The sequence below is a fragment of the Microvirga arvi genome (assembly GCF_016892765.1).
GTDB classification, from domain to species: Bacteria; Pseudomonadota; Alphaproteobacteria; order Rhizobiales; family Beijerinckiaceae; genus Microvirga; species Microvirga arvi.
Genome location: NZ_JAFEMD010000037.1, coordinates 24678 through 46690, shown reverse-complemented (window position 1 = coordinate 46690; position 22013 = coordinate 24678). Strand labels below are relative to the sequence as shown.

At 63.8% G+C, this 22013-nt stretch carries 18 protein-coding genes; 14 read left to right on the top strand and 4 right to left on the bottom strand.

Annotated features, from left to right (window positions below; genetic code table 11):
• The first annotated feature begins 48 nt into the window (after positions 1-48).
• Both meaB and ILT44_RS20505 read left to right on the top strand, forming a co-directional pair.
• Positions 49-1032: a methylmalonyl Co-A mutase-associated GTPase MeaB gene (gene meaB / locus ILT44_RS20510; RefSeq protein WP_204241476.1), complete on the top strand. Its 984-nt coding sequence runs from the start codon at positions 49-51 to the stop codon at positions 1030-1032.
• A gap of 106 nt (positions 1033-1138) precedes the next feature.
• Positions 1139-1930, top strand: a complete 792-nt coding sequence (locus tag ILT44_RS20505; protein WP_204241475.1) for a bestrophin-like domain — start codon at positions 1139-1141, stop codon at positions 1928-1930.
• Positions 1931-1937: 7 nt separating this feature from the next.
• Here ILT44_RS20505 and ILT44_RS20500 read toward each other — a convergent pair whose 3' ends face one another.
• Positions 1938-2951 carry an asparaginase gene (locus ILT44_RS20500; protein ID WP_204241474.1) on the bottom strand — a complete coding sequence of 338 codons (1014 nt, stop codon included), beginning with the start codon at positions 2949-2951 and terminating at the stop codon, positions 1938-1940.
• Between the two features lie 168 nt (positions 2952-3119).
• On the opposite strand from ILT44_RS20500, the gene ILT44_RS20495 reads away from it, so the two are divergent.
• From ILT44_RS20495 to ILT44_RS31505, 4 genes are all read left to right on the top strand, one after another.
• The gene (locus ILT44_RS20495) at positions 3120-4424 is read left to right on the top strand and encodes a UDP-glucose dehydrogenase family protein (RefSeq protein ID WP_204241473.1); all 1305 of its coding nucleotides are present in this window, start codon (positions 3120-3122) and stop codon (positions 4422-4424) included.
• An 82-nt stretch (positions 4425-4506) separates the two neighbouring features.
• Positions 4507-4743 carry an Lrp/AsnC ligand binding domain-containing protein gene (locus ILT44_RS20490; RefSeq protein WP_204241472.1) on the top strand — a complete coding sequence of 79 codons (237 nt, stop codon included), beginning with the start codon at positions 4507-4509 and terminating at the stop codon, positions 4741-4743.
• Between the two features lie 87 nt (positions 4744-4830).
• The gene (locus ILT44_RS20485) at positions 4831-5496 is read left to right on the top strand and encodes a DUF924 family protein (protein ID WP_204241471.1); all 666 of its coding nucleotides are present in this window, start codon (positions 4831-4833) and stop codon (positions 5494-5496) included.
• 117 nt (positions 5497-5613) lie between these two features.
• Positions 5614-5739, top strand: a complete 126-nt coding sequence (locus ILT44_RS31505; protein WP_255549784.1) for a hypothetical protein — start codon at positions 5614-5616, stop codon at positions 5737-5739.
• Between the two features lie 90 nt (positions 5740-5829).
• On the opposite strand, the gene ILT44_RS20480 is transcribed toward ILT44_RS31505, so the two are convergent.
• The 3 genes from ILT44_RS20480 to ILT44_RS20470 form a co-directional block, all read right to left on the bottom strand.
• Positions 5830-6915, bottom strand: a complete 1086-nt coding sequence (locus ILT44_RS20480; protein ID WP_204241470.1) for a transglycosylase SLT domain-containing protein — start codon at positions 6913-6915, stop codon at positions 5830-5832.
• A 171-nt stretch (positions 6916-7086) separates the two neighbouring features.
• Positions 7087-7533, bottom strand: coding sequence for a Crp/Fnr family transcriptional regulator (locus ILT44_RS20475; RefSeq protein ID WP_036359417.1), 447 nt, complete (start codon positions 7531-7533; stop codon positions 7087-7089).
• Positions 7530-10250, bottom strand: coding sequence for an ABC transporter transmembrane domain-containing protein (locus tag ILT44_RS20470; RefSeq protein WP_204241469.1), 2721 nt, complete (start codon positions 10248-10250; stop codon positions 7530-7532). The genes ILT44_RS20475 and ILT44_RS20470 overlap by 4 nt, the downstream gene beginning before the upstream one ends.
• A gap of 160 nt (positions 10251-10410) precedes the next feature.
• Between ILT44_RS20470 and ILT44_RS20465 the strand changes: the two genes are divergently transcribed.
• From ILT44_RS20465 to ILT44_RS20430, 8 genes are read left to right on the top strand one after another with little or no spacing between them, the layout of a single operon-like run.
• The gene (locus tag ILT44_RS20465; RefSeq protein ID WP_204241468.1) at positions 10411-11670 is read left to right on the top strand and encodes a glycosyltransferase family protein; all 1260 of its coding nucleotides are present in this window, start codon (positions 10411-10413) and stop codon (positions 11668-11670) included.
• Positions 11671-11678: 8 nt separating this feature from the next.
• Positions 11679-12950 carry a glycosyltransferase family 4 protein gene (locus ILT44_RS20460; protein WP_204241467.1) on the top strand — a complete coding sequence of 424 codons (1272 nt, stop codon included), beginning with the start codon at positions 11679-11681 and terminating at the stop codon, positions 12948-12950.
• Entirely contained in the window at positions 12947-14077 is a 1131-nt protein-coding gene (locus tag ILT44_RS31735; RefSeq protein ID WP_204241466.1) for a glycosyltransferase family 4 protein, read from the top strand. Before ILT44_RS20460 ends, ILT44_RS31735 begins: the two co-directional genes overlap by 4 nt.
• The gene (locus ILT44_RS20450) at positions 14074-16014 is read left to right on the top strand and encodes a glycosyltransferase (RefSeq protein WP_204241465.1); all 1941 of its coding nucleotides are present in this window, start codon (positions 14074-14076) and stop codon (positions 16012-16014) included. The genes ILT44_RS31735 and ILT44_RS20450 overlap by 4 nt, the downstream gene beginning before the upstream one ends.
• A 30-nt stretch (positions 16015-16044) precedes the next feature.
• The gene (locus tag ILT44_RS20445) at positions 16045-17910 is read left to right on the top strand and encodes an ABC transporter ATP-binding protein (RefSeq protein WP_204241464.1); all 1866 of its coding nucleotides are present in this window, start codon (positions 16045-16047) and stop codon (positions 17908-17910) included.
• Entirely contained in the window at positions 17907-19829 is a 1923-nt protein-coding gene (locus ILT44_RS20440; RefSeq protein ID WP_204241463.1) for an ABC transporter substrate-binding protein, read from the top strand. The genes ILT44_RS20445 and ILT44_RS20440 overlap by 4 nt, the downstream gene beginning before the upstream one ends.
• Entirely contained in the window at positions 19826-20845 is a 1020-nt protein-coding gene (locus ILT44_RS20435; RefSeq protein ID WP_204241462.1) for an ABC transporter permease, read from the top strand. Before ILT44_RS20440 ends, ILT44_RS20435 begins: the two co-directional genes overlap by 4 nt.
• Positions 20842-22005, top strand: a complete 1164-nt coding sequence (locus tag ILT44_RS20430) for an ABC transporter permease (protein WP_204241461.1) — start codon at positions 20842-20844, stop codon at positions 22003-22005. Before ILT44_RS20435 ends, ILT44_RS20430 begins: the two co-directional genes overlap by 4 nt.
• The last annotated feature ends 8 nt before the right edge of the window (positions 22006-22013 follow it).

Below are 22013 nucleotides of genomic sequence, written 5' to 3'. Positions count from 1 at the left end.
CGCGGAAAACCAAGTCCACTTTTCCGCATAATGCGCTAAAGCTCCCCTATGACCGGGGGCTCTCGAAAGACGACAGTGACGGCGGAGATGGTCGCCAGCGGCGACCGCGCGGCGCTGGCGCGCGCCATCACGCTCATGGAATCGCGCCGTCCCGATCATCGCGAGGCGGCGCGGGCGCTTCTCCAGGAGCTGATGCCCCGCACCGGGAAAGCCGTGCGCATCGGGATCACCGGCGTGCCGGGGGTGGGCAAGTCCACCACCATCGACACCCTGGGCTCCATGCTCACGGAGAAGGGTCACAAGGTGGCCGTGCTCGCCGTCGATCCCTCCTCCACCCGCACCGGCGGCGCGATCCTCGGCGACAAGACCCGGATGGCGCGCCTGGCCGTGGACCCGAGCGCCTTCATCCGCCCCTCGCCCTCCTCCGGCACCCTCGGTGGCGTCGCGGCCAAGACCCGGGAGACGATGCTGCTCTGCGAGGCCGCCGGGTTCGACGTGATCCTGGTGGAGACGGTCGGCGTCGGACAGTCGGAGACGGCGGTTGCGGACCTGACCGACTTCTTCCTCGTCCTCATGCTGCCCGGTGCGGGGGACGAGCTGCAGGGCATCAAGAAAGGCATCCTGGAGCTCGCCGACCTGATCGCCGTCAACAAGGCGGACGATGCGGGCGCCAAGGCGAAGGCGGCCGCCGCGGAGTACAAGGCGGCCCTGCACATCCTGGCCCCCGCCTCCTCGACCTGGACGCCTCCTGTGATGACGATTTCAGGACTAACCGGCCAAGGCCTCGACGAGCTCTGGACCAAGGTTCTCGACCACCGCAAGCGCCTGGAGGCGACCGGCGAGCTGGCCTTCAAGCGGCGGGCCCAGGATACGAAATGGATGTGGGCCCTCGTCCATGAGCGCCTGCACGAGCGCCTTCACCACGATCCGGCCCTGCGCCAGCGCGTGCCGGAGATCGAGAAGGCCATTGCCGACGGCACCCTCTCGCCCAATGCCGGGGCGAGCGAGATCGTGAAGCTGTTGGGGATCTGATAGGCGAGTTTTGCGACCTATCCGGAATTGCACCTGATCTTGTCCTGGAAAATCGCTTCAATCGGGAGACACCCAACGGCTCACCGGCACGGGAGCAGAATGCGTCGTGATCGACAGGCTGCATCAACTGCCCCTCCCCCTCGGCGCGGTCATCGTCTGCCTGATCTTCGTGGTGCCGACCCTGATCGGCTCGGTGCTGCTGCAGCCTGTCGTCAGCCGCCTGCTGCGTGGGGAAAAGGATGCGAACACGGTTGTCGGACTGCTCCTGAACGCCTTCTCGCTCTACTACGGGGTCCTTCTGGCCCTGCTCTCGATTGCGGTCTTCGAGAATTACAACAAGGCGCAGGATGCCGTCGGACGGGAGGCATCGAGCGCCGTCGCTCTCTACCGCGTGTTCAGCGGCTATCCGGAGCCCGCACGGACGGCGCTCTCGGAGGCCCTGCTCCAATATGTCGATGAGGAGACCGGCCCCGGCTGGGCCTTCCAGCAGGGCGATCAGGTCTCCACGCCGGGCATGCTGCTGGTTGACCGGTTGAGCCAGGAACTCCTGGGCTTCAGGCCCAACCGCGACGTTGGGGAAAGCCTGCTCCACGGCGAGGCCTTGAGAACCTTCGCCGAGTTCATCGAGCAGCGGCGCCTTCGGGTGCAGGCGGCAGGAACCAGCGTCCCAAGGGTGATCTGGGCCGTCGTCATGGTCGGCGCGGCCCTCAACGTCTTCACCCTCTGGCTGTTCGACCTGAGGCGGACGACCCACTTCATCCTCGGCGGCGTGCTGATGGCCTTCATCGGCCTCGTCGTCTACATGGTCGCCGTGCTCGACCGGCCGTTCCACGGCGCGCATGGCCTTCGGCCCGACGACCTCATCCAGGCCCGCCAGCAGATGCAGCCGCGGGCCTGACGACGGGTCAGGCCGTGCCAAGGATCTCCGGTGCGACGCGGATCTGCCCGAGTTCGATCCCGTTCCAGTTCTTGAGCACGGGCTGGGCCAGCGCCTCGACGCCTTGGCGCTCCTCGGGGCTCAAGGGGAGGAGGCGCAGCACGAGACCGGCCATCATGGCCTCGGCGGCGCGAGCGTTGCCGTCATCCGCCTTCAGGGCGATCCCATAGCCGAGTTCCGGGAAGGCGCCGCAATAGACCCCTTCCGCGCCGACCTTCACGAAGGCGCGCTCGCCCAAAAGATCCATCAGCCTGGTGTCGAAGCGGCCGGTGCCGGCCACCATGAAGGGATGGCGCGCCACGGCCCTGCGGATCCGGGCGGCGGCGGCCTTTCCTTCGCCCGGCAGGCCGATTCCCGACCCGAACCGGGCAAAGCCGAAGGCGAGCGATGGGAGACGCACCGCGTAGGTCGGGATCGAGCACCCGTCGATGCCGCTCTTATCGAGCGAATGGCAGGCGCCGGTGATGTCCTCCAGGGCCTCGCGGATGCTGCGCTGAACCGGATGATCGGCCAGGACATAGCCCTTGGGGTTCTGGCCGTGACCGCAGGCGAGACAGATGAAGCCAGCATGCTTGCCGGAGCAGTTGTTGTGCAGGGCGGAGGGCCTCCCGCCCTTTGCGGCCAAGGCGCGGTTGGCGGCATCGCCCATGGGCCAATGCACGCCGCATTCGAGGCAGCCGGCATCCTGCCCCGCCTTGGCGAGCATGGACTGAGCCGCCGCCACATGCTCCGGCTCGCCCGAATGGGAGGCGCAGGCGAGCGCGATCTCCTCGTCGGTCAGGCCGTATTTGTCCGCGATCCCGCTCTCGACCAACGGCATGGCCTGGAGCGCCTTGACGGCGGAGCGCGGAAAAACGCGCCGGTCCACATCTCCGATCGACAGAACCGTGGCCCCCTCCGCATCGACCACCGAGACGCTGCCCCGATGGCGCGACTCGACCAGATGTCCGCGGGTGACCTCGACAAGAAATGGATTGTCCATCAATGCCCCGTTTGAAAAGCGGCGGTGTTGTGGAGGTACTCACTCCAGAAGTCAAAGGGGACGTTGTTGCAAAACCCCAAAAGAGGTCCCGAAATCGTCGCTGGCGATGGCTTGCAGCTGAGCCTTGACCATCCTAAACCCAAGACTTGAACCAACGGGGAGCCCCTGATGCAAGTCGCGATGATCGGAGCAGGCTATGTGGGCTTGGTCTCCGGCGCCTGCTTTGCGGATTTCGGCCATACGGTCTGCTGCGTGGACAAGGACCCGGCTAAGATCGAGGCCCTCAACCGGGGCGAGATTCCGATCTTCGAGCCTGGCCTGGCCGATCTTGTCGCCAAGAACGTGCGCGAGGGCCGCCTGACCTTCACCACCGATCTAGCCCCCACCGTCCGGAATGCCGAGGCCGTGTTCATCGCGGTGGGCACACCCTCCCGGCGCGGCGACGGCCATGCGGACCTCACTTACGTCTACCAGGCCGCCCGGGACATCGCCGCGGCGATCGACGGCTACACGGTGGTCGTGACGAAGTCGACCGTCCCGGTCGGCACCGGCGACGAGGTGGAGCGCATCATCCGCGAGACCCGGCCCGATGCGGATTTCGCCGTGGTGTCGAACCCCGAATTCCTGCGCGAGGGCGCGGCCATCGCCGATTTCAAGCGCCCGGACCGCATCGTCATCGGCACCGAAGACGAGCGCGCCAAGGGCGTGATGACCGATCTCTACCGCCCGCTCTATCTCAACCAGTCGCCGCTGCTCGCCATGTCCCGGCGCACGGCGGAGCTGACCAAGTACGCGGCCAATGCGTTCCTCGCCACCAAGATCACCTTCATCAACGAGATCGCGGATCTGTGCGAGCAGGTCGGCGCCAACGTGCAGGACGTGGCCCGCGGCATCGGCCTCGACAACCGCATCGGCTCGAAATTCCTCCATGCCGGCCCCGGCTATGGCGGCTCGTGCTTCCCGAAGGATACGCTGGCCCTGATCAAGACGGCGCAGGATTACGAGGCACCGATCCGCATCGTGGAGACGGTGGCGGCGGTCAACAGCCAGCGCAAGCGCGCCATGGGGCGCAAGGTGATCGCGGCCTGCGGCGGCTCGGTGCGGGGCAAGACCATCGCGGTGCTCGGCCTGACCTTCAAGCCCAACACCGACGACATGCGCGATGCGCCCTCCATCGACGTCATCACGGCCCTGCAGGATGCCGGCGCCCGGGTGAAGGCCTACGACCCGGAAGGCATGGGCGCCGCCAAGGCCATGCTGACGGACGTGGATTATGCAACGGACGCCTACGATTGCGCGCGAGATGCCGACGCGCTGGTGCTCGTGACCGAGTGGGACCTGTTCCGCGCCCTCGATCTGCGCCGCCTGAAGACCGCCCTGGCCGCTCCCGTCGTGGTAGACCTGCGCAACGTCTACCGACCGGACGAAATGCGCCGCCACGGTTTCACCTATGTGAGCATCGGACGCCCTTGACCCTTGATCAGAGACCGTCTTGCGCGCCGGCCTTCCCGATGCCATGAGAGGCATCTCAAGACAGCGCCACCTGGAGCGGCCCATGCAGACCTTCTTCGTCGAGATCAAATGCAAGCTGGGCAAGACCTATGCCGTCGCGAACGCTCTCGCGGACCGGGAAATCGCGTCGGAGATCTACTCGACAGCCGGCAATTACGACATTCTCGCCAAGTTCCACGTGGATGACGACGTGGATATCGGCCACTTCATCGCCGAGAACGTCCAGATCATCCCCGAGATCGCGGACACGCACACCATCATCACCTTCAAGGCGTTTTGAAGCCTGCCGGCTACTCTCCATGTGATCCAGGTCACATCGGGAAAAGCCCGCAAAGGATAACATCGGAGATCCTTGAGGGAGGAGCCGATGTCATCTCGCATGGACTGGCAACAGGTCTACCGCTTCTGGTTCCCGGTCGATCTCTCAAACGCCGACATCGCAGCCCACTGGCAGATGCTCGCCTGGTGGATGCGGGGCGGAGCCAGTACGGAACTGGCGCGTTTTGAGCCTGTGGTCCGGGCCGCCAGAGCCGGCCGGCTGGAACACTGGTCGGAGACGCCGCGCGGGCGCCTGTCCCTGATTGTCGTGCTGGATCAATTCCCGCGCGGTCTGTTCGCAGGGACAGCCGAGGCCTACTCGTCGGATGGGGACGCCTTGAGCCTTGCGGAGCAAGGGTTCCGGAACGGGCACTACGATGCTCTGACGAGCCCCTACGAGAGGTTCTTCCATCTGCTCCCCCTCACCCATGCCGAAGGTCCTGACCACCGGGAGCGGATGAGGCACATCGTTGCCATCTCGGAGCGGGCCATCGACGAAGCGCCCGAGCATCTCAAGCCGGTCTGGCAGTTCTCGCTCGGTCAGGCCAAGGCCAATCTGGACGTGATTTCCCGCTTCGGCCGTTTCCCGCACCGGAATCCTGTCCTGGGGCGGACCTCCACCCGGGAGGAGCTGACCTATCTGGCGAAGGGAGACTTCGTTCACATGCAGTCGCTGCCCGTTTCACCATCTTCAGCGATCAGCGCGATTGGGTGAGGACCCACGCCTGCCTGTTTTTATTGTCTTTACTCCATATACAATAATTTATACGTTATAAAGTTGCATAGAAACCTTTACAGCCTGTAGAGGACTTATGCTGGCGAGGAATGTAACGTGAAGAAGAAGATCCCTGTAAAAAAGCCTGTGATCGTTTTGACGGATCAGGAGCTTGCAAGTGCCACAGGTGGAAAAGGCAAAGTCATTGTTCAAGACTTGCACTTCGTTATCTCAAACGGGTGAAAGTAAGAGCTAACCTTTATATATGATCTGATGCTTCTTAAGAATCCGCCGGCTCTAGAGCCGGCGGATTCAGATCGGCTTTGCGAAGTACTACTGGAGAACCGGGCTTGCTTCCGCCGTGCGCTCAGCCTGCCGTGAGATCTCCGCAAGGTAGGGGCCGATACCTTCGTAGCGATCGAGGCGGCGGACGATCTTCGAGTCGATCTTGTTGTAGAGCTCGGCAACGCTCACGGGACGGCGCTTGCGGCCCTTGCCGTCCATGAACAGGCCCGCGTTGGCCCGCGCCGCCTTCGGGAAGAGCTTGGAGGCCTTCATGTTCGGATCCTGGTCCAGGACCTCGAGGAAACGCACCGCACTGGATGCCCCCAGGAAGTGAGCCAGATAGAGTTCCGCCTCCGCCAGTTCCCGCTCGCCCTGGGCCTGCAGCGCACGCTCCACGTCCTTGATCAGCTCACCGGCCATCAGCGCGGAGAAATAGGGATCCGTGCGCAGGCTCATGATCCATTCGCGGTCCTTGCCCTCGACCGAGAGCTCGCCGTTGACGTAGCGGATGGCATCCGACGCTGCCTTGAACCCGTAATCGGCGGCGTGCTGGTACACGGTCTCGATCCAGGTGCTGTCGATGAACTGAAACAGCCCCTGGGCCGAGGAGGTGGGCGCCTTGGCTTCCGGCGAGAGGCTCGATTCCACGTCGGCGAGGGTCATCATGTAGACAGGGTCGACGCCCGTTGCATGGGCGGCCTTGAGGAGGGAATGCACCAGCCAGCGCGGGACGGTGCGGCCATTGAAGGGGATCAGCTCGTCCGGATCCCCTCTCTCTACTTCCGCCGACGTCGGAGACGCCGGCTTTGGAGCGTGCGGCTTCACGAAGGAGAAAGCTCCATCGAGGATGGCATTGAAGAGGCCCGGATCCTTGGCGAGCTTCGGCGTGAAGTCCATGGAAGCCATGACCACCGAGCCGGTGACCTCCTGCTGCACCTGCGCCATGGCGGAGGGTCTGGCCAGCAGGGCGCTTGGGAGGGTGGCCACGGCAGCCGGTCCGGCCGTGAGGCCCTGGAGGCCCATGATCAGGCCTGCGGCCAGGGCAAGGTGGAGTGAGAGGCGACGATTTCCAGTCTTGCGCACATCTGCAGCAGGCTGCGGAACTGCGCATAGCAGCGTTCTCGCGTTACTCATCATCACTTATCCCGCACAGCCCGGTTGTTTGTCGGGCCTTCCCTTGTCTCATTCTGGGACAAGGGTTGACGGGTAGTTGTGTCGAGAATCGGACAGCTTGGCCGTAAATGTTATCTTTTGGCTAAGCGTAACCGATGTTTTCCCCGAAAAATCGTTAAAGTTCCCGGAAATTTAGGAGGATGACTGGGCGACAAGCTGGGCGTTGGTCCGCTCAAGCCGCTTCGCCAGTTCGCGCATGATGGCCAGGGACATCTGGGGAAACTGGGCCAGGAGCTCCAGGAAAACCCGCTTGTCGATTCGCAGGGCCGTCGTCGGCTCCGCCGCCATGATCGTGGCTGACCGAGGCGTATCGGAGAGGATTCCCATCTCTCCCACCAGGGCATTGCTTCCCAGTTCGGCCACCTGGATATCCCCGCCCGGGGTGTTGAGCAGCACGCTGGCCCGACCGTCGAGGATCACGTAAGCCGCATCGGACGGGTCGCCCTGCGAGAAGAACCGCTGTCCCCCGGCGAACTGCACCCGCTCGCTCGTGAAGGCGAGAAGCTTCAGGCGGGCGGGATCGACATCCCGGAACATCGGGACCTGCCGCAAGGACTGAACTTCCGTCTCAAGGGTCATGCCACCTCTCCTGCTATCCTCTGGGCGGCGTCCGGCTCGGGCGTGGAAGCCCTCGGGGCCGAAGCGGCCGTCTTATTGGTTATGATCTGTCCGTCGCGGAACCGCATCTGAACATCGAAGTCACCGGCCTGTCGATCATTCGGCAGGACCATGAACAGGCTTTGTTGATCGAAGAGTTCGAGGAGCAGCTGCACCAGCTGCTGGCTGCGCGCCTCGTCGAAGGGTGCGAGCGCCCCATCGACCACGAGAATATCGGGTCGTTTCACAAGGCAGCGGACGAGATTGACGCTCGCCCGTTCCTGCGGCGACAGAAGCCTGCCCGCCGTGCCGACCTGATAATCCAGGCCGATTTTCTCGACCTCCTCCTTCAGCTCCAGTTCGCGGACGACCGTCGCAACCGCTTCGGCTACCCGGGCGCGGGCATTGGCCACCTGATAGCTGACGCGGCCGAAGAGGAGGTTGTCCCTCAGGGGCGCCGCAGCGCAGATCCTCTCGGGATCGTAGAACTCGACGCCCTCGGAGCCGGCCTCTTCGAGAACCGCATGGACGAGACTTCGTGCCTCGACAATCCGGCTCATCATCGCGTCGTCGAGAAGACCCAAGCGATGCCGGGCTTCGATATAGGCCAGGGGCAGCGACAGGAGGCGCGTCCGATCCTCCCGTTTCAGGCTGCCCTCGCCACGGCCGTGGCGACGCAGGATAGCCTCGAACTCCGGCAGCTCCTCCGCGCCGATGAAGGAGAACTGCTCGAACAGGGAATGGCCGGGCGGCAGCCCCTCGAAGATCTCGGTCATGGTCTCCGCGATCTGGAGGCCCATGCGGACGAGTTCATCCGTCAGCACCGCCCTGTCCATGGCACCGCGGAACTGAGCATTTTCGGCAAGGTTGCGCCCCCTGAACGCATCCGAGACCGGCACACCGAAGAGAAGGTTCTCGGCGATGGTCGCCTGGCTGTTATAGCGCCCCGGATCGAAGGGTTCGACCAGATCGGACATGCCGTTGGACTGGAAGGTTTCCCGAAGGCGGTGCCGTGCTTCGACAAGGCGCTCGGCGAGGGTCGTATGGCGCTCCGGGTCAATCCTGCCGGCCAGGCCGAACAGATAGATCGTGTCGCCCATGCCGATCCTGTCCATGAGCTCAAGGAGGATGCGGTCGAGATCATTCTCGTCCTTCACGCCGAGACGTTCGTAATCGACCCACTGGTCCGCGATACTCTCGATCGGATTGCCGGTTCTGAGCGCCTCGGCGATCCGGCGATCCATCTCCGGCTTGTCCTCCTTCAGCTTGCCGAGAGGCCTGGAGCGGAGGCCATAGACCAGGTTATCGCGGATGCTGCCCGGGAAAAGGATCGGATCCACGCCCGCATAGGCGATCCTGCGTCCGACGACGGAGATGGGAATCTGCGCTAGATCACGCTCGCCGATCCGGATCCTGCCGCTGAACTCCAGGCTTCGTCGGGCGAGGATGCGCGCCAGGATGCCGGCGGCAGCCCCTCCGTTCGAGATCAGCGCCACGCTCGCGGGCAGCTCGACCTCGAAAGCCCCTCCCTCGATGATCATGTCTCCGTGAGGTCCGGCGATCTGGATCTCCTCACCGAGGAGCGGACCTATCAGAGGCTGATCCTCCGTTGCCGGCTCGCGGTCTTCAAGCAACGGCCCCAGTCTCTCCTCGGCAAAATGCTGGGTGACCTGATCGTATTTCACCTGAACATCGAGACGCAGCTGATCCCAGTCGATCAGCTCCTTCAGGGGCGGCGGCAATTCGCGATAGGCTGCGATGACGGCAACGAGCTGGCCGATATCGAGGGTGCCGCGAAGGGCGAAATAGCCGCCGATGGCGTAGAAGAAGAAGGGGGTCAGTTGAGCCAGGAAATTGTTGAGGGCTTTGACGAAGAATTTCCGGTTGTAGATCTCCAATCGGATGAAGAAGAGATTGAAGAGGCGGTGCCCGATTTCGGCTCTTTCCCATTTATAGGCATTGTGCACATGCACGACCTCAATCCCGTCGAGCACTTCGGCAATGCGCCCGGCGAGCTGCCGGGAGGCCAGCTGACGCTGCTTGCCCAGGCGCAGCAACGCGCGCCGCAACCGCGGAATGATCGTGAACTGCACTGCGATCACGGCCAGAGCGATCAAGCCGAGCCAGGCATTCTGCACCATGATGAACACGAGCGCGGTAATGGCCTGGGTGCCCAGGAAGACCGGAGTGATGAAGGCGTCCCCGATGAAGCCGCCGATCGGCTCCACCTCATCCTTGACGATCGTTGCCGTCTCCGAGGATTTGACGGTCCGCAGCGCTTCCGGGGTAAACCGAAGGACCATGGAGAACAGGTCGAAGCGCATGCGCCTGAGCATCCGCTCGCCCAATATGCCCTTGGAGACGTTGATCCAGTACTTGAAGGCCCCGTTCACGATGACGAAGAACAGGAAGACGAAGGAGAGGCCCATGAGAAGGCCCAAACGGCTGACCTGGAAGCCTTCGAACAGTTCGAGGGTGCCGCCCCCCAGCCAGGCGGGCCAATCGTACTTGAGTGCGAGGAAGGGGGCTGTCGTGTTGCCGTCCCTGAAGGCCTCGCCCTGAATGGCCTGGTTCACGATCTGTCGCGGCAGGTCCAGGGACATGAAGTAGAAAGGCAGCGACGCCAGCACAACGGCGCAGACGATCATCTGGTCGCGCTTCGAATGTGTCCAGATGTACCGGAACAGGCTCTTTTCCATCAGCGCAACGATGCCATCTTCAATTACCTGTGCCTACCTCTTTCCGTTCTGGGGCACCGCCATAGTTTGACGAGGGGGCTATTGCAAGGTTAGCCGTAGCTGGCCTAACGTCAACCAACGTTCCATCAACCGATTTTCTCCCCCGCCAAGGGAAGCCTGCATGGAAGATGCGGAAACAGACACAGGCTCACCTTTGGTCAAGCCCTTCCAGGGCGCAAGGGTCCTCATCTATAGCCACGATACCTTCGGGCTCGGGCATTTGCGCCGGTCCCGTGCGCTGGCGAATGCCATCGTGGAGGAGCAGCCGGGCACCTCGGTGATCATCATCTCGGGCTCGCCCGTCATCGGCAATTTCGAGTTCGAGAGCGGCGTTGATTACATCCGCATCCCTGGCGTCACGAAGCTGCCGGACGGTGATTACCGCAGCCTCAACCTCAACGTGGACCTGGACGAGGCGGTTGGCCTGAGGCAGGCACTCATTCTCCAGGCCGCCAAGGCCTTCCAGCCGGATGTGTTCATCGTCGACAAGGAGCCGACGGGCTTTCGCGGCGAAGTCGTGCCGGCGCTCGAATATCTGCAGGCGACCGGCTGCCGCCTCGTGCTCGGCATCCGCGACGTGATGGACGAACCTGCCCTTCTCGTTCCGGAATGGGAGCGCAAGGGTGCCCGGACAGCGCTGATCCGCTATTACCACGAGATCTGGGTCTATGGCCTCAGGGATGTGTATCAGCCGCTCAAGGCTCTCGACCTACCCCCCGAAGTGGAAGGCCGGATCACCTATACCGGCTATCTTCGCCGGGACGTGCCGCCGACCCCGTCGCTTACCAAATACCCGAAGATCACCAAGCAGCCCTTCATCCTGGTCACCACCGGCGGCGGCGGCGACGGGGACGATCTGATCGACTGGGTGATCTCGGCCTACGAGGCGGATGCAGATCTCGAGCAGCCTGCGCTGATCCTCTTCGGCCCCTTCATCGATAGGGACAAGCGCCGTTCCTTCGTGGAGCGCGTCGCTAAGCAGCCGAAGCTCGACGTCATGTCCTTCGACAACAAGATCGAATGGCTCATGAAGAAGGCCGACTCGATCGTGGCCATGGGTGGCTACAACACGTTCTGCGAGGCCCTGTCCTTCGACAAGCCTACCCTCATCGTTCCGCGCACCCGGCCGCGGCTGGAGCAATACATCCGGGCCGTGGAGGCCGAACGGCTCGGCCTCGTGCGCATGCTGAGCGACTACAAGGAGCCGTGCACGCCCGAGCGCATGGCGGCAGCCTTGCGCTCCCTGTCCTTGCAACGGCGTCCGTCCGAGGTGGTCATCCCAGGCCTTCTCGACGGACTTGACCGGGTTCAGGAACGGCTCAAAGTGCTGACCGGGTTCAGGAACCGGTTTGCACCCGCCTACCATCAGGCCGCCGAGTAGCGTAACGAATGCTTCCCTCAACGACAGCCCGACGCATCGTCGTCGTCGTGAAAGGCTATCCACGCCTTTCCGAGACCTTCATTGCCCAGGAGATCCTGGCCCTCGAACAGCGGGGTCTCGCGTTCGATCTCTGGTCCCTTCGGCACCCGACGGAGCGGGCCGTGCATCCGATGCACAAGGCCATCAAGGCACGGATCACCTACCTGCCGGAATACCTGTACGAGGAGCCCCTGCGCGTGCTGCGCGGCGCATTCTGGTGCCTGAAACAGAAAGGCTTTCGGCCCACGATCGGGGCGTTCTGGCGCGATCTGAAGCGCGATCTCACCGCCAACCGGGTGCGCCGTCTCGGCCAGGCCTTCGTCATGGCGCGGGAGCTGCCGGCGGATGTCCGGCATCTGCACGTGCATTACCTCCACACGCCTGCCTCCGTCGTACGCTACGCCGCGCTGCTGACAGGCCGGAGCTGGACCTTCTCGGCCCATGCCAAGGACATCTGGACGACACCGGATTGGGAGAAGCGTGAGAAGATAGCGGAAGCCTGCTGGGGCGTGACCTGCACCGCGCAGGGAGCCTCGAACCTGCAGTCCCTGTCGCGACCGGAGCAGGTTTCGCTCGTCTATCACGGACTGGATCTGTCGCGGTTTCCCGCCCCGCCCGAGAGCCGCCCCGCGCGTGACGGCTCGGATCCGCTCGATCCGGTGCGGATCGTCTCCATCGGACGGGCCGTGGCGAAGAAGGGATACGGCGACCTGATCCGGGCGCTCGCCGCCCTGCCGCAGGATCTGCACTGGCGCTTCGTCCATGTGGGCGGCGGCGAATTGCTCAACAGTCTCAAAAAGCAGGCACAGGAAGCCGGCATGGCGAGCAAGGTCGCCTTCCTCGGCTCCAAGGCGCAGCCCGAGATCATCGCCCTTCTGCGGGAAGCCGATCTTTTCGTTCTCCCATCCAAGGAGGCGAGATCGGGCGACAGGGACGGCTTGCCGAACGTGATCATGGAGGCGGCGAGCCAGGAGCTTGCGATTGTCGCGTCGGATTTCGCCGGCATTCCCGAGTTCATCCGCGACGACGTGGAGGGCCGGCTCGTGCCGCCGGGCGATTGGGAGGCTTTGTCAAACGCCCTCAACCTTCTCGCCCGCGACCCGGAGCGCCGCCGGACCCTCGGCTCCGCAGCCTTCGCACGGCTGCGGCGGGACTTCTCCATGGAAGGCGGGGTCGACATGCTGGAAGCGCGCCTGCGCAGCATGACGGAGAACCCGCAGAAAGAACCGGAGCGGGTGTGACCCACGCGAGGACAGTGGCGTTCTACGCTCCGCTCAAGAGCCCTGACCATCCCCTTCCGTCGGGCGACCGGACCATGGCGCGCCTGCTGATGAGAGCCCTCGACAAGGCGGGATATTCGCCGCAGATCGCCAGCGAACTGCGCAGTCTCGACAAGGCGGGCGACCCGCAGCGCCAGAACCTCACCAGGCAGCAATCGCTGGAGGAGTCCTCGCGCCTCGTTGCGCGTTATCAGGCCCTGCCGGAGGAAAGCCGCCCCTGCCTGTGGTTCACCTATCACGTCTATTACAAGGCGCCGGACTGGATCGGCCCCCGTGTCGCGCAGGCCCTCAAGATTCCATATGTCGTAGCGGAAGGTTCCCGGGCCGCAAAGCGTGCCCATGGGCCTTGGGCCATGGCGCATGAGGGAGCCGAGGCAGCCCTCGATCGAGCCGATGCGATCTTCGTCATGACGGCCCATGACCGGGAAGCTTTGGAAGCGGTACGGCCACCGCATCAGGTCCTGATCGATTTTCCGCCCTTTCTCGACATGCAGGACTGGCCTGCGCCGGGCGCTCCACGCCCGCCCGGACGCGAGCCGCGCCTGCTCACCGTGGCGATGATGCGCAACGGCGACAAGCTCGCCTCCTACCGCATTCTGGCATCCGCTCTCGAACGGCTCCGGCACCTCCCCTGGACCCTCGACATCGTGGGAGATGGCGAAGGGCGGGCGGAGGTCGAGCAGCGTTTCGCGACCTTCGCGCCTCGCGTGCGCTATCATGGGCAGATCGAAAGCAGGGCCGATCTGAAAACCCTCTATGAAGAGGCCGATCTGTTCGTCTGGCCTGCGGTCAACGAGGCCTATGGCATGGTGCTGCTGGAGGCCCAGGCGCTGGGCTGCCCCGTGATCGCCGGCGCCTATGGCGGCGTCGCCAGCGTGGTGCAGCATGGCAAGACGGGAATCCTGACGCCACCCGGCGACATCGCCGCATTTTCCGACGGCCTGAGCGACCTCCTGAAAGATCATGATCGCCGTCGCATGCTCGGCGCTGATGCCTTGCGTTTCGTAAGGCAGGAGCGTGACCTCGACCATGCCGCTTCGCGCTTGCGCAAGGCGCTCGAGCCGCTCACCGCTGGAGTGGGGGCATGACATTGCGCGTTCTGATCGCCGTCACGCATCTGCTAGGGGCCGGCCACCTGACGAGGGCAGCCGCCCTGGCGCGGGCTTTCGCCCGCGACGGGCACGAGACGATCCTCGCATCGGGTGGAACCCCCGCCCGCCTCGCCGATCTCGAAGAGGTCAGGCTCGTTCAGCTGCCGCCCGTGCTCACCGTCGGCACCGACTTCAAGACGCTCCTCGACGAGAACCTTCGACCGGTCGACGACGCGTATCTCGCTGCGCGCCAAGCCCTGCTCCTCGACACGCTTCGGAATGCCCGGCCCGACATCCTCATCACCGAACTCTTCCCGTTCGGCCGCCGCGTGCTGGCGGGCGAGTTCACAGGCCTGCTCGAAGCGGCGCGCGCCTTGAACCCGCGCCCGCTCGTGCTGTGCTCGATCCGCGACATTCTCGTGGCGCCCTCGAAGGGCGAGCGCCTTGCGCAGGCCCACGAAAGCATCCTTCGCAACTACGACGCCATTCTCGTTCACGGCGACCCCGACCTCGTTCCCCTCGAGGCTTCATGGCCCCTGGATGAACGGATCAAGCCACTGATCCACTATACGGGCTATGTGGACGAGAACGAGGGCTCGGCTCCTGCCGCTCCCAGGCATGGCATCGTGGTCTCCGGCGGATCGAGCGCCGCGAGCCTGCCGCTCTACCGCGCCGCCATCGAAGCCGCACGCCTCATCTCCGATCGCCCCTGGCGCATCCTTGTCGGGCGGAGCGTGCCGGAAGCGGACTTCCAGGCTCTGCAGGAGGGTGCTCCGCCTCACGTCGTCGTCGAGCGGGCAAGACCCGATTTCCGTACCCTGCTCTCCGGAGCCGAGATCTCCGTCAGCCAGGCCGGCTACAACACGGTCGTAGATCTTCTGCGCTGTGGCGTGAGATCGGTGCTCGTTCCCTTCGAAGCGGGCCAGGAAACGGAACAGCGCCTGCGGGCCGAACGCTTGAAGAGCCTGAACCTTGCCGGGATCGTCCCGGAGGATGAGCTGTCGGGACCGCGCCTTGCGGACGCAATCCGCCTTGGGCTGTCGCAACTCTCGTCCCCGCCCCCGGACATTTCCCTCGACGGCGCCCGGCGAAGCGTTGCCATCGCTGAGAGCATGATCCTCTCCAAGCCTGCCGTTCACCCGGCGATCGATTGGTCGCCTCTGGACATGGCGCTGGAGCAGGCCGCGGATCGGAACTGCCCCTTGAGCTTCTGGTGGCGGGACGACGATGCGGTGGCCGATACGCCTGATCTCGACCGCCTCCTCAAGCTCGCCCGCGCCTATGATTCTGGGATCGGTCTGGCCGTCATTCCAGGCAGGCTTGAAAACTCCCTGGCCTCTCGGCTGACGGACGAACCCTCGGCTCTGGCCCTCGTGCATGGCTTGAGCCACGCGAACCATGCCACGCCGGAAGCCCGAAAGGCGGAGTTCGGTGCCCATCGCTCACTGCCGATCATAGCCGCGGAAGCGCAGCGGGCCCTGCACATGGCAGGCGAGCATCTCGGGTCAAAGCTGCTCCCGGTCTTCGTACCACCCTGGAACCGGATTGCGGACGAGCTTGTCCCGCATCTGTCACGCCTGGGCTTTGCGGGATTGTCCACCTTCACGGATCGGAGCGCCGCCTCACCCGCCGTGGGGCTCCTCCAGATCAACGCCCATCTCGACCCTATCGATTGGAGGGGGACGAGAAGCGCGGTTGATCCCGCTCAGTTCGTTGCGACCTTTGCAAGAGCCGTCGAGCGGCGCATCATAGGCCATGCGGACCGGGACGAGCCGATCGGTCTTCTGACCCATCATCTCGTCCACGATGAGGTCATCTGGGCGTTATGCGAAAGGCTTATCGCCCACCTTGCCAGAAGGGACATACGTTTCCTGCAGCCCGACCTGTGTTTCGGAATGGAAACAGGATCACAATTGCGATCTAATGAGCTCTGAAGCGTTATGCTCATAGGCCTGGAGGAGCATATGGAAGCGCCACTCCTGTCAGTTCGCCAGCTGACGGTGGATTTCAGTACGGACGCCGGAAACTTCCGGGCGGTCGATGGCCTGTCCTTCGAGATTCCGCAGGGGAAGACAGTGGCGCTTGTGGGCGAGTCCGGCTCCGGCAAGTCCGTGACGGCGCAGGCCATCCTCCAGATCCTGTCGAAGAAGGCCGCGATCACGAACGGCTCCATTCTCTTCAACGATACCTCAAACGGGGGAAGCGTCGACATCGCGGCTCTCCAGCACGAGGGCGAGGCCATGCACAGCCTGCGCGGCGGGCGCATCGCCATGATCTTCCAGGAACCGATGACGTCCCTGTCACCGCTCCACACCATTGGAGATCAGATCTCCGAGGCGCTGATGATCCACGCCGATGTGGATCAGGCCACGGCAAACCAGCGGACCATGGACGTGCTGAACAGGGTCGGCTTCCCGGATCCGAAGCGGGCCCTGAAAACTTACCCGTTCGAGCTCTCCGGGGGTCTTCGCCAGCGCGCCATGATCGCCATGGCGCTGATCACGCGCCCTGCCCTACTGATCGCCGACGAGCCGACGACGGCACTCGATGTGACGACGCAGGCGCAGATCCTCGACCTCATCAAGGAACTGCAGACCGAAACCGGCATGTCGGTGCTCCTCATCACCCACGACCTCGGGGTAGTGGCCAACGTGGCCGACGAGGTGGTGGTCATGTATCGCGGGCAGATCATGGAGGCAGGATCGCGGGAGGATATCTTCCGCAATGCCCAACATCCTTATCTCCAGGCGCTCATGCGTGCGGTCCCGCGCTTTGCCATGGGAGAGGACGAGCGCCTAACACCGATCCGGGAGGTGAAGAGCTCGAGTCTCCCCGCAGCCGATGCGCCCCGGCGCGTTCAGCCGGCAGGTCCGATCCTGAAGGCGGAGCATCTGACGAAATCCTTCACGCTCCGCTCCGGCTGGTTCTCCGGCAGGTCGCGGGAGATCCGCGCCGTCAGCGAGGTCGATCTCGCCCTTCCCGCCGGCAAGACCCTGGGCCTCGTGGGTGAATCCGGCTGCGGCAAGACCACCGTCTCCAAGATGATCATGCGCGCGATCACGCCCAATTCCGGGCGGGTGCTCTTCGACGACGGCACCGGTCCCAAGGACGTGCACAAGCTCGAAGGCGAGGCGCTGACCGCCTACCGCCGCTCGGTGCAGTTCATCTTCCAGGACCCGTTCTCGTCGCTCAATCCGCGCATGACGGTCTACGAGCTTCTCACCGAGCCCCTGCGCATCCATGACATCGGGACGTCGGACGAGCGCTTTGAGCGCGTGAAGCAGCTCCTCGATATGGTGGGGCTCGATCAGCGCGTGCTGCGACGCTATCCGCACTCCTTCTCCGGCGGCCAGCGCCAGCGCCTCGGCATCGCGCGGGCGCTTGCGCTCGAGCCGCGCGTTCTGCTGTGCGACGAGCCGGTCTCCGCCCTCGACGTCTCCGTGCAGGCGCAGGTGCTGAACCTTCTCAAGGATCTGCAATCGGCGTTGGGATTGTCCTATCTCTTCGTGTCGCATAACCTCGCCGTCGTGGACTACATCGCCGACACCATCGCGGTCATGTGCCGGGGCTACATCGTCGAGGAGGCTCCGAAATCCTCGCTCTTCCGCAATCCGGTCCACCCCTACACGCAGGCTCTTCTCGCCGCCGTGCCGGATCCGGACATCAACCGGCCCCTCGACTTCGGCAAATTGCGGACGGGCCGCTTCTCCCAGCCTTCGGAATGGCCCGAGCCGTTTCGCATCGAGCCCGGCGAGTTCGGTGTCATGAAGGAGATCGAGCCAGGACATAAAGTTCGTCTGGGGCGCCTGACAGCCCGGGAGGCTGCATGATGCTGCTCAACACCCGCAAAACCTCTCTCGCGCTTGCTCTTACCCTCGTGCTCGGATGGGTTGCGCCTCCGGCCTTAGGCCAGGATTACAAGGAGCCTCCCCTCTTCGCGGATCTCCTGCAGGACAAGAAGCTTCCGCCCATTGCCGAGCGGCTTCCCAAAACGCCTATTGTCGTGAACTCATCCGGCCAGTACGGCGGCGACATCGTTACCCTCGTCCCTCGCCCGCGCGACATCCGCTACATCTCGACCTTCACCTATACGCGCCTCGTGGGCTACGACACGAATCTCGACCTCCAGCCCGATATTCTGGAAAAGCTCGAGAACGAGGATGACCGGGTTTTCACCTTCACCCTGCGCGCCGGCCATCGCTGGTCGGACGGTTCACCCTTCACGGCCGAGGATTTCCGCTATTACTGGGAAGATGTGGCGCAGAACGCCGATCTCTCGCCGGCCGGCCCGCCCGAATTCATGCTCGTGGATGGCCAGCCGCCGCGCTTCGAAGTCATCGACGAGCGCACAATCCGCTACTCTTGGGACAAGCCCAATCCGCGCTTCCTGCCACAGCTTGCGGGCCCGCTCGATCCCGGCATCTATCGGGCCTCTGCCTACCTCAAGCAGTTTCATGCCAAATACGCCGACAAGGCTGGCCTGGAGGAGAAGGCCAAGCAGCAGAAGCTGAAATCCTGGTCTGCCCTGCATAACCGCCTGGACGACATGAAGGAGCAGACCAATCCCGCTCTGCCGACCCTCATGCCCTGGCGCGTCATGAACGCTGCACCGGCGAACCGGTTCATCTTCGAGCGCAATCCCTATTACCACCGCGTCGATGCCCAGGGGCATCAGCTGCCTTACGTCAACCGGATCGTCATGGACGTGTCGGCAAGCGGGCTCTTCGCGGCCAAGGCCAATGCGGGCGAGGAGGATCTGCTCTTCCGTGGCCTGTCCATGGGCGACATCCCCGTCCTGAAGGAGGGAGAGAAGGCGAAGGGCTACAAGACCCTGCTCTGGCCCTATGCACGCGGCACGGAGCTCGCGCTCTACCCCAATCTCAATACGGTGGACCCGATCTGGCGTCAGCTCAACCGGGACGTCCGTTTCCGCCGCGCCCTGTCGCTCGGCATCGACCGCAAGACGCTGAACAACGCGTTGCTCTTCGGGCTCGGCACAGAGGGCAACAATACGATCGTGGCGGAAAGCCCGCTCTTCATGCCGGAGCTGCGCACGGTTCATGCAACCTACGATCCGGCGCAGGCCTCGCGCCTGCTCGACGAGATCGGCCTGACGCAGCGAAACGGCGCGGGCATCCGCCTCCTGCCCGACGGACGCGAGCTGGAGATCATCGTCGAGACCGACGGCGAGAGCAGCCTCGTGGTGGATGGACTCACTCTCATCGGCGAATTCTGGCGCGAGATCGGCGTCCGTCTCTTCGTGAAACCGCAGGACCGCACGGTGCTGCGCAACCGCTCTTATGCGGGCCTGACCGTGATGGTGGCAGCCCCCGGCCTCGACAATGCGATTCCCACCGCCATCATGCCCCCGACGGAGCTCGCTCCCATGCGCCAGGACAACTACACCTGGCCGAAATGGGGGCAGCATGTGGAGACCAAGGGTAGGAACGGCGAGGCGGTGGACATATCGGAAGCGCAGCGCCTTCTCGAGTCCTACACGACCTGGATGAACACCGGAGACAGGGAGATTCAGCGAACCGCCTGGCGCGAGATGCTGCAGAACCATGCCGAGAACCAGTGGACCATCGGCACCATCGCCGGCGCGCTGCAGCCCATCGTCGTGCGAAACGGTCTGCAGGGTCTCCCAGCGAAGGCTCTCTACAGCTGGGAGCCGACGGCGATGCTCGGGATCTACCGTCTGGATGAAATCTACTGGAACAAAGCCGCCGGCAAAGAGGCCCGTCGATGATCCGTTTCCTGTTGCGTCGCACGGTCACCATGGCGGTGACCCTGCTGATCATTTCGGCGCTGGTGTTCTTCATCATCAAGCTGCCGCCCGGGGACTTCCTGACCAACCAGATCGCGGAGCTGAGGGCGCAGGGCGAATCGGCCTCGATCGCCAAGGCGGAATTCCTCATCAAGCAGTACGGCCTCGACAAGCCGGTCTGGCAGCAATACCTGGTCTGGATCGGCATCATGCCGGGCCCGAACGGCTTCTCGGGTCTGCTGCAGGGTGATTGGGGCTGGTCGTTCGAATACGACAAGCCGGTGGTGGATGTAGTCGGCGATGCCTTGTGGCTGACGCTCCTCGTCAACTTCGCAGTGGTGATCTTCATCCACGTGATCGCGATTCCGATCGCGATCTATTCCGCAACAAGGCAATATTCCATCGGTGATTACCTGGCCACTTTCATCGGGTATATCGGACTTGCGACCCCAAGCTTCCTGCTGGCGTTGATCCTGCTCTACTACATGAACCGCTGGTTCGGCATCTCGATCGGCGGGCTCTACGATGCGCAATATGCCGGCGAGCCCTGGAGCTGGCCCAAGATTCAGTCGCTGCTCTCGCATCTCGTGGTTCCCACGGTGGTCATCGGGCTCGGCGGTACGGCCGCCATGATCCGACGCATGCGCGCGAACCTGCTCGATGAGCTGGGCAAGCAATATTACGTCACTGCGAAGGCAAAGGGTCTCGGCCCCACGAAGGCCCTGCTGAAATATCCCTTCCGCATGTCGCTCAATCCCTTCATCGCCGACATCGGCAATCTGTTGCCGCATCTCGTGTCGGGTTCCGTGCTGGTGTCGCTGGTCTTGAGCCTGCCTACGGTCGGGCCTATTCTGCTGAGCGCGCTGAAAAGCCAGGATCAGTTCCTCGCAGGCTTCATCCTCATGTTCGTCGCCATTCTCACTGTCGTCGGCATGCTGGTCTCCGACCTCCTTCTGGCGTCGCTCGACCCGCGCATCCGCATGGGAGGCGCGCGATGAACACGGCGGTGAGGTCCAAACGTCACTATGTCGATCCCGCGCCCTTCGACCCAGGTATGACGGAGCCCGTCGGCGCGGAAAACGAAAGCTTTTATCGCGCCTCGTCCTGGCAGCTGATGTGGTGGAAGTTCCGGCGGCACAAGGTGGCGCTCGCCGCCGCCTTCGTGCTGCTCGCCTTCTATGCCCTCGTGCCCTTCGTCGAGGTGATCGCGCCGTATAATCAGACCAAGCGGCATGGCGATTTCCTCTATGCGCCGCCGCAGGGAATTCACCTGATGCACGAAGGACGCCTCATGGGTCCCTTCGTCTATCCCTATACCTACAGCTTCGACCTGGAGAACTTCCGGCGCGTCTACACGCTCGACACCTCGAAGCCTCAACCCATCCGGTTCCTGTGCCGAGGGGATGCTTACCAGTTCTGGGGCATGTGGCAGATGGATATCCACCTGTTCTGCCCACCACAGGAAGGAACGATGTTCCTGCTCGGAACCGACAGGCTTGGACGCGACCTGCTCTCACGCATCATCTATGGGGCGCGGATCTCGCTCACCATCGGCATCGTCGGCATTGCCGTCTCGTTTACCCTCGGCCTCTTCTTCGGCGGCCTTGCCGGCTATCTCGGCGGCTGGGTCGATCATGTGATCCAGCGTACGATCGAGATCCTGCGCTCCCTGCCGGAACTCCCCCTGTGGCTGGCGCTCTCCGCCGCCCTGCCGGCGAACTGGAGCCCGATCCTCGTCTTCTTCGGCATCACGATCATCCTCGGACTTCTCGACTGGCCGGGCCTGGCGCGCGCCGTGCGCTCAAAGCTGCTCTCGCTGCGCGAGGAGGATTTCGTGAAGGCGGCGGAGCTGATGGGCGCTTCCAAGCAGAGGATCATCGTACGCCACCTTATCCCCAATTTCATGAGCCACCTGATCGCCTCGGCGACGCTGTCGATCCCATCGATGATCCTTGGCGAAACCGCCCTCTCCTTCCTTGGACTGGGCCTGCGTCCTCCGGTGACGAGCTGGGGCGTGCTGCTCAACGAGGCGCAGAACCTCGCGGCCGTGCAGCTCCACCCCTGGCTGCTCTTCCCGATGGTGCCGGTGGTGATCGTGGTGCTCGCCTTCAACTTCATGGGCGATGGGCTCAGAGACGCGGCAGATCCGTATCACTAGCCACCTTT

Excerpts from the sequence above, each read along its gene's own strand:
- meaB (WP_204241476.1), top strand. The coding sequence starts at position 49 with ATGACCGGGGGCTCTCGAAAGACGACAGTGACGGCGGAGATGGTCGCC.
- ILT44_RS20485 (WP_204241471.1), top strand. The coding sequence starts at position 4,831 with ATGTCATCTCGCATGGACTGGCAACAGGTCTACCGCTTCTGGTTCCCG.
- ILT44_RS20435 (WP_204241462.1), top strand. The coding sequence starts at position 19,826 with ATGATCCGTTTCCTGTTGCGTCGCACGGTCACCATGGCGGTGACCCTG.
- ILT44_RS20450 (WP_204241465.1), top strand. The coding sequence starts at position 14,074 with ATGACATTGCGCGTTCTGATCGCCGTCACGCATCTGCTAGGGGCCGGC.
- ILT44_RS20460 (WP_204241467.1), top strand. The coding sequence starts at position 11,679 with ATGCTTCCCTCAACGACAGCCCGACGCATCGTCGTCGTCGTGAAAGGC.
- ILT44_RS20480 (WP_204241470.1), bottom strand. The coding sequence starts at position 6,915 with ATGAGTAACGCGAGAACGCTGCTATGCGCAGTTCCGCAGCCTGCTGCA.
- ILT44_RS20470 (WP_204241469.1), bottom strand. The coding sequence starts at position 10,250 with ATGGAAAAGAGCCTGTTCCGGTACATCTGGACACATTCGAAGCGCGAC.
- ILT44_RS20465 (WP_204241468.1), top strand. The coding sequence starts at position 10,411 with ATGGAAGATGCGGAAACAGACACAGGCTCACCTTTGGTCAAGCCCTTC.
- ILT44_RS20440 (WP_204241463.1), top strand. The coding sequence starts at position 17,907 with ATGATGCTGCTCAACACCCGCAAAACCTCTCTCGCGCTTGCTCTTACC.
- ILT44_RS20445 (WP_204241464.1), top strand. The coding sequence starts at position 16,045 with ATGGAAGCGCCACTCCTGTCAGTTCGCCAGCTGACGGTGGATTTCAGT.
- ILT44_RS20430 (WP_204241461.1), top strand. The coding sequence starts at position 20,842 with ATGAACACGGCGGTGAGGTCCAAACGTCACTATGTCGATCCCGCGCCC.
- ILT44_RS20500 (WP_204241474.1), bottom strand. The coding sequence starts at position 2,951 with ATGGACAATCCATTTCTTGTCGAGGTCACCCGCGGACATCTGGTCGAG.
- ILT44_RS20475 (WP_036359417.1), bottom strand. The coding sequence starts at position 7,533 with ATGACCCTTGAGACGGAAGTTCAGTCCTTGCGGCAGGTCCCGATGTTC.
- ILT44_RS20490 (WP_204241472.1), top strand. The coding sequence starts at position 4,507 with ATGCAGACCTTCTTCGTCGAGATCAAATGCAAGCTGGGCAAGACCTAT.
- ILT44_RS20495 (WP_204241473.1), top strand. The coding sequence starts at position 3,120 with ATGCAAGTCGCGATGATCGGAGCAGGCTATGTGGGCTTGGTCTCCGGC.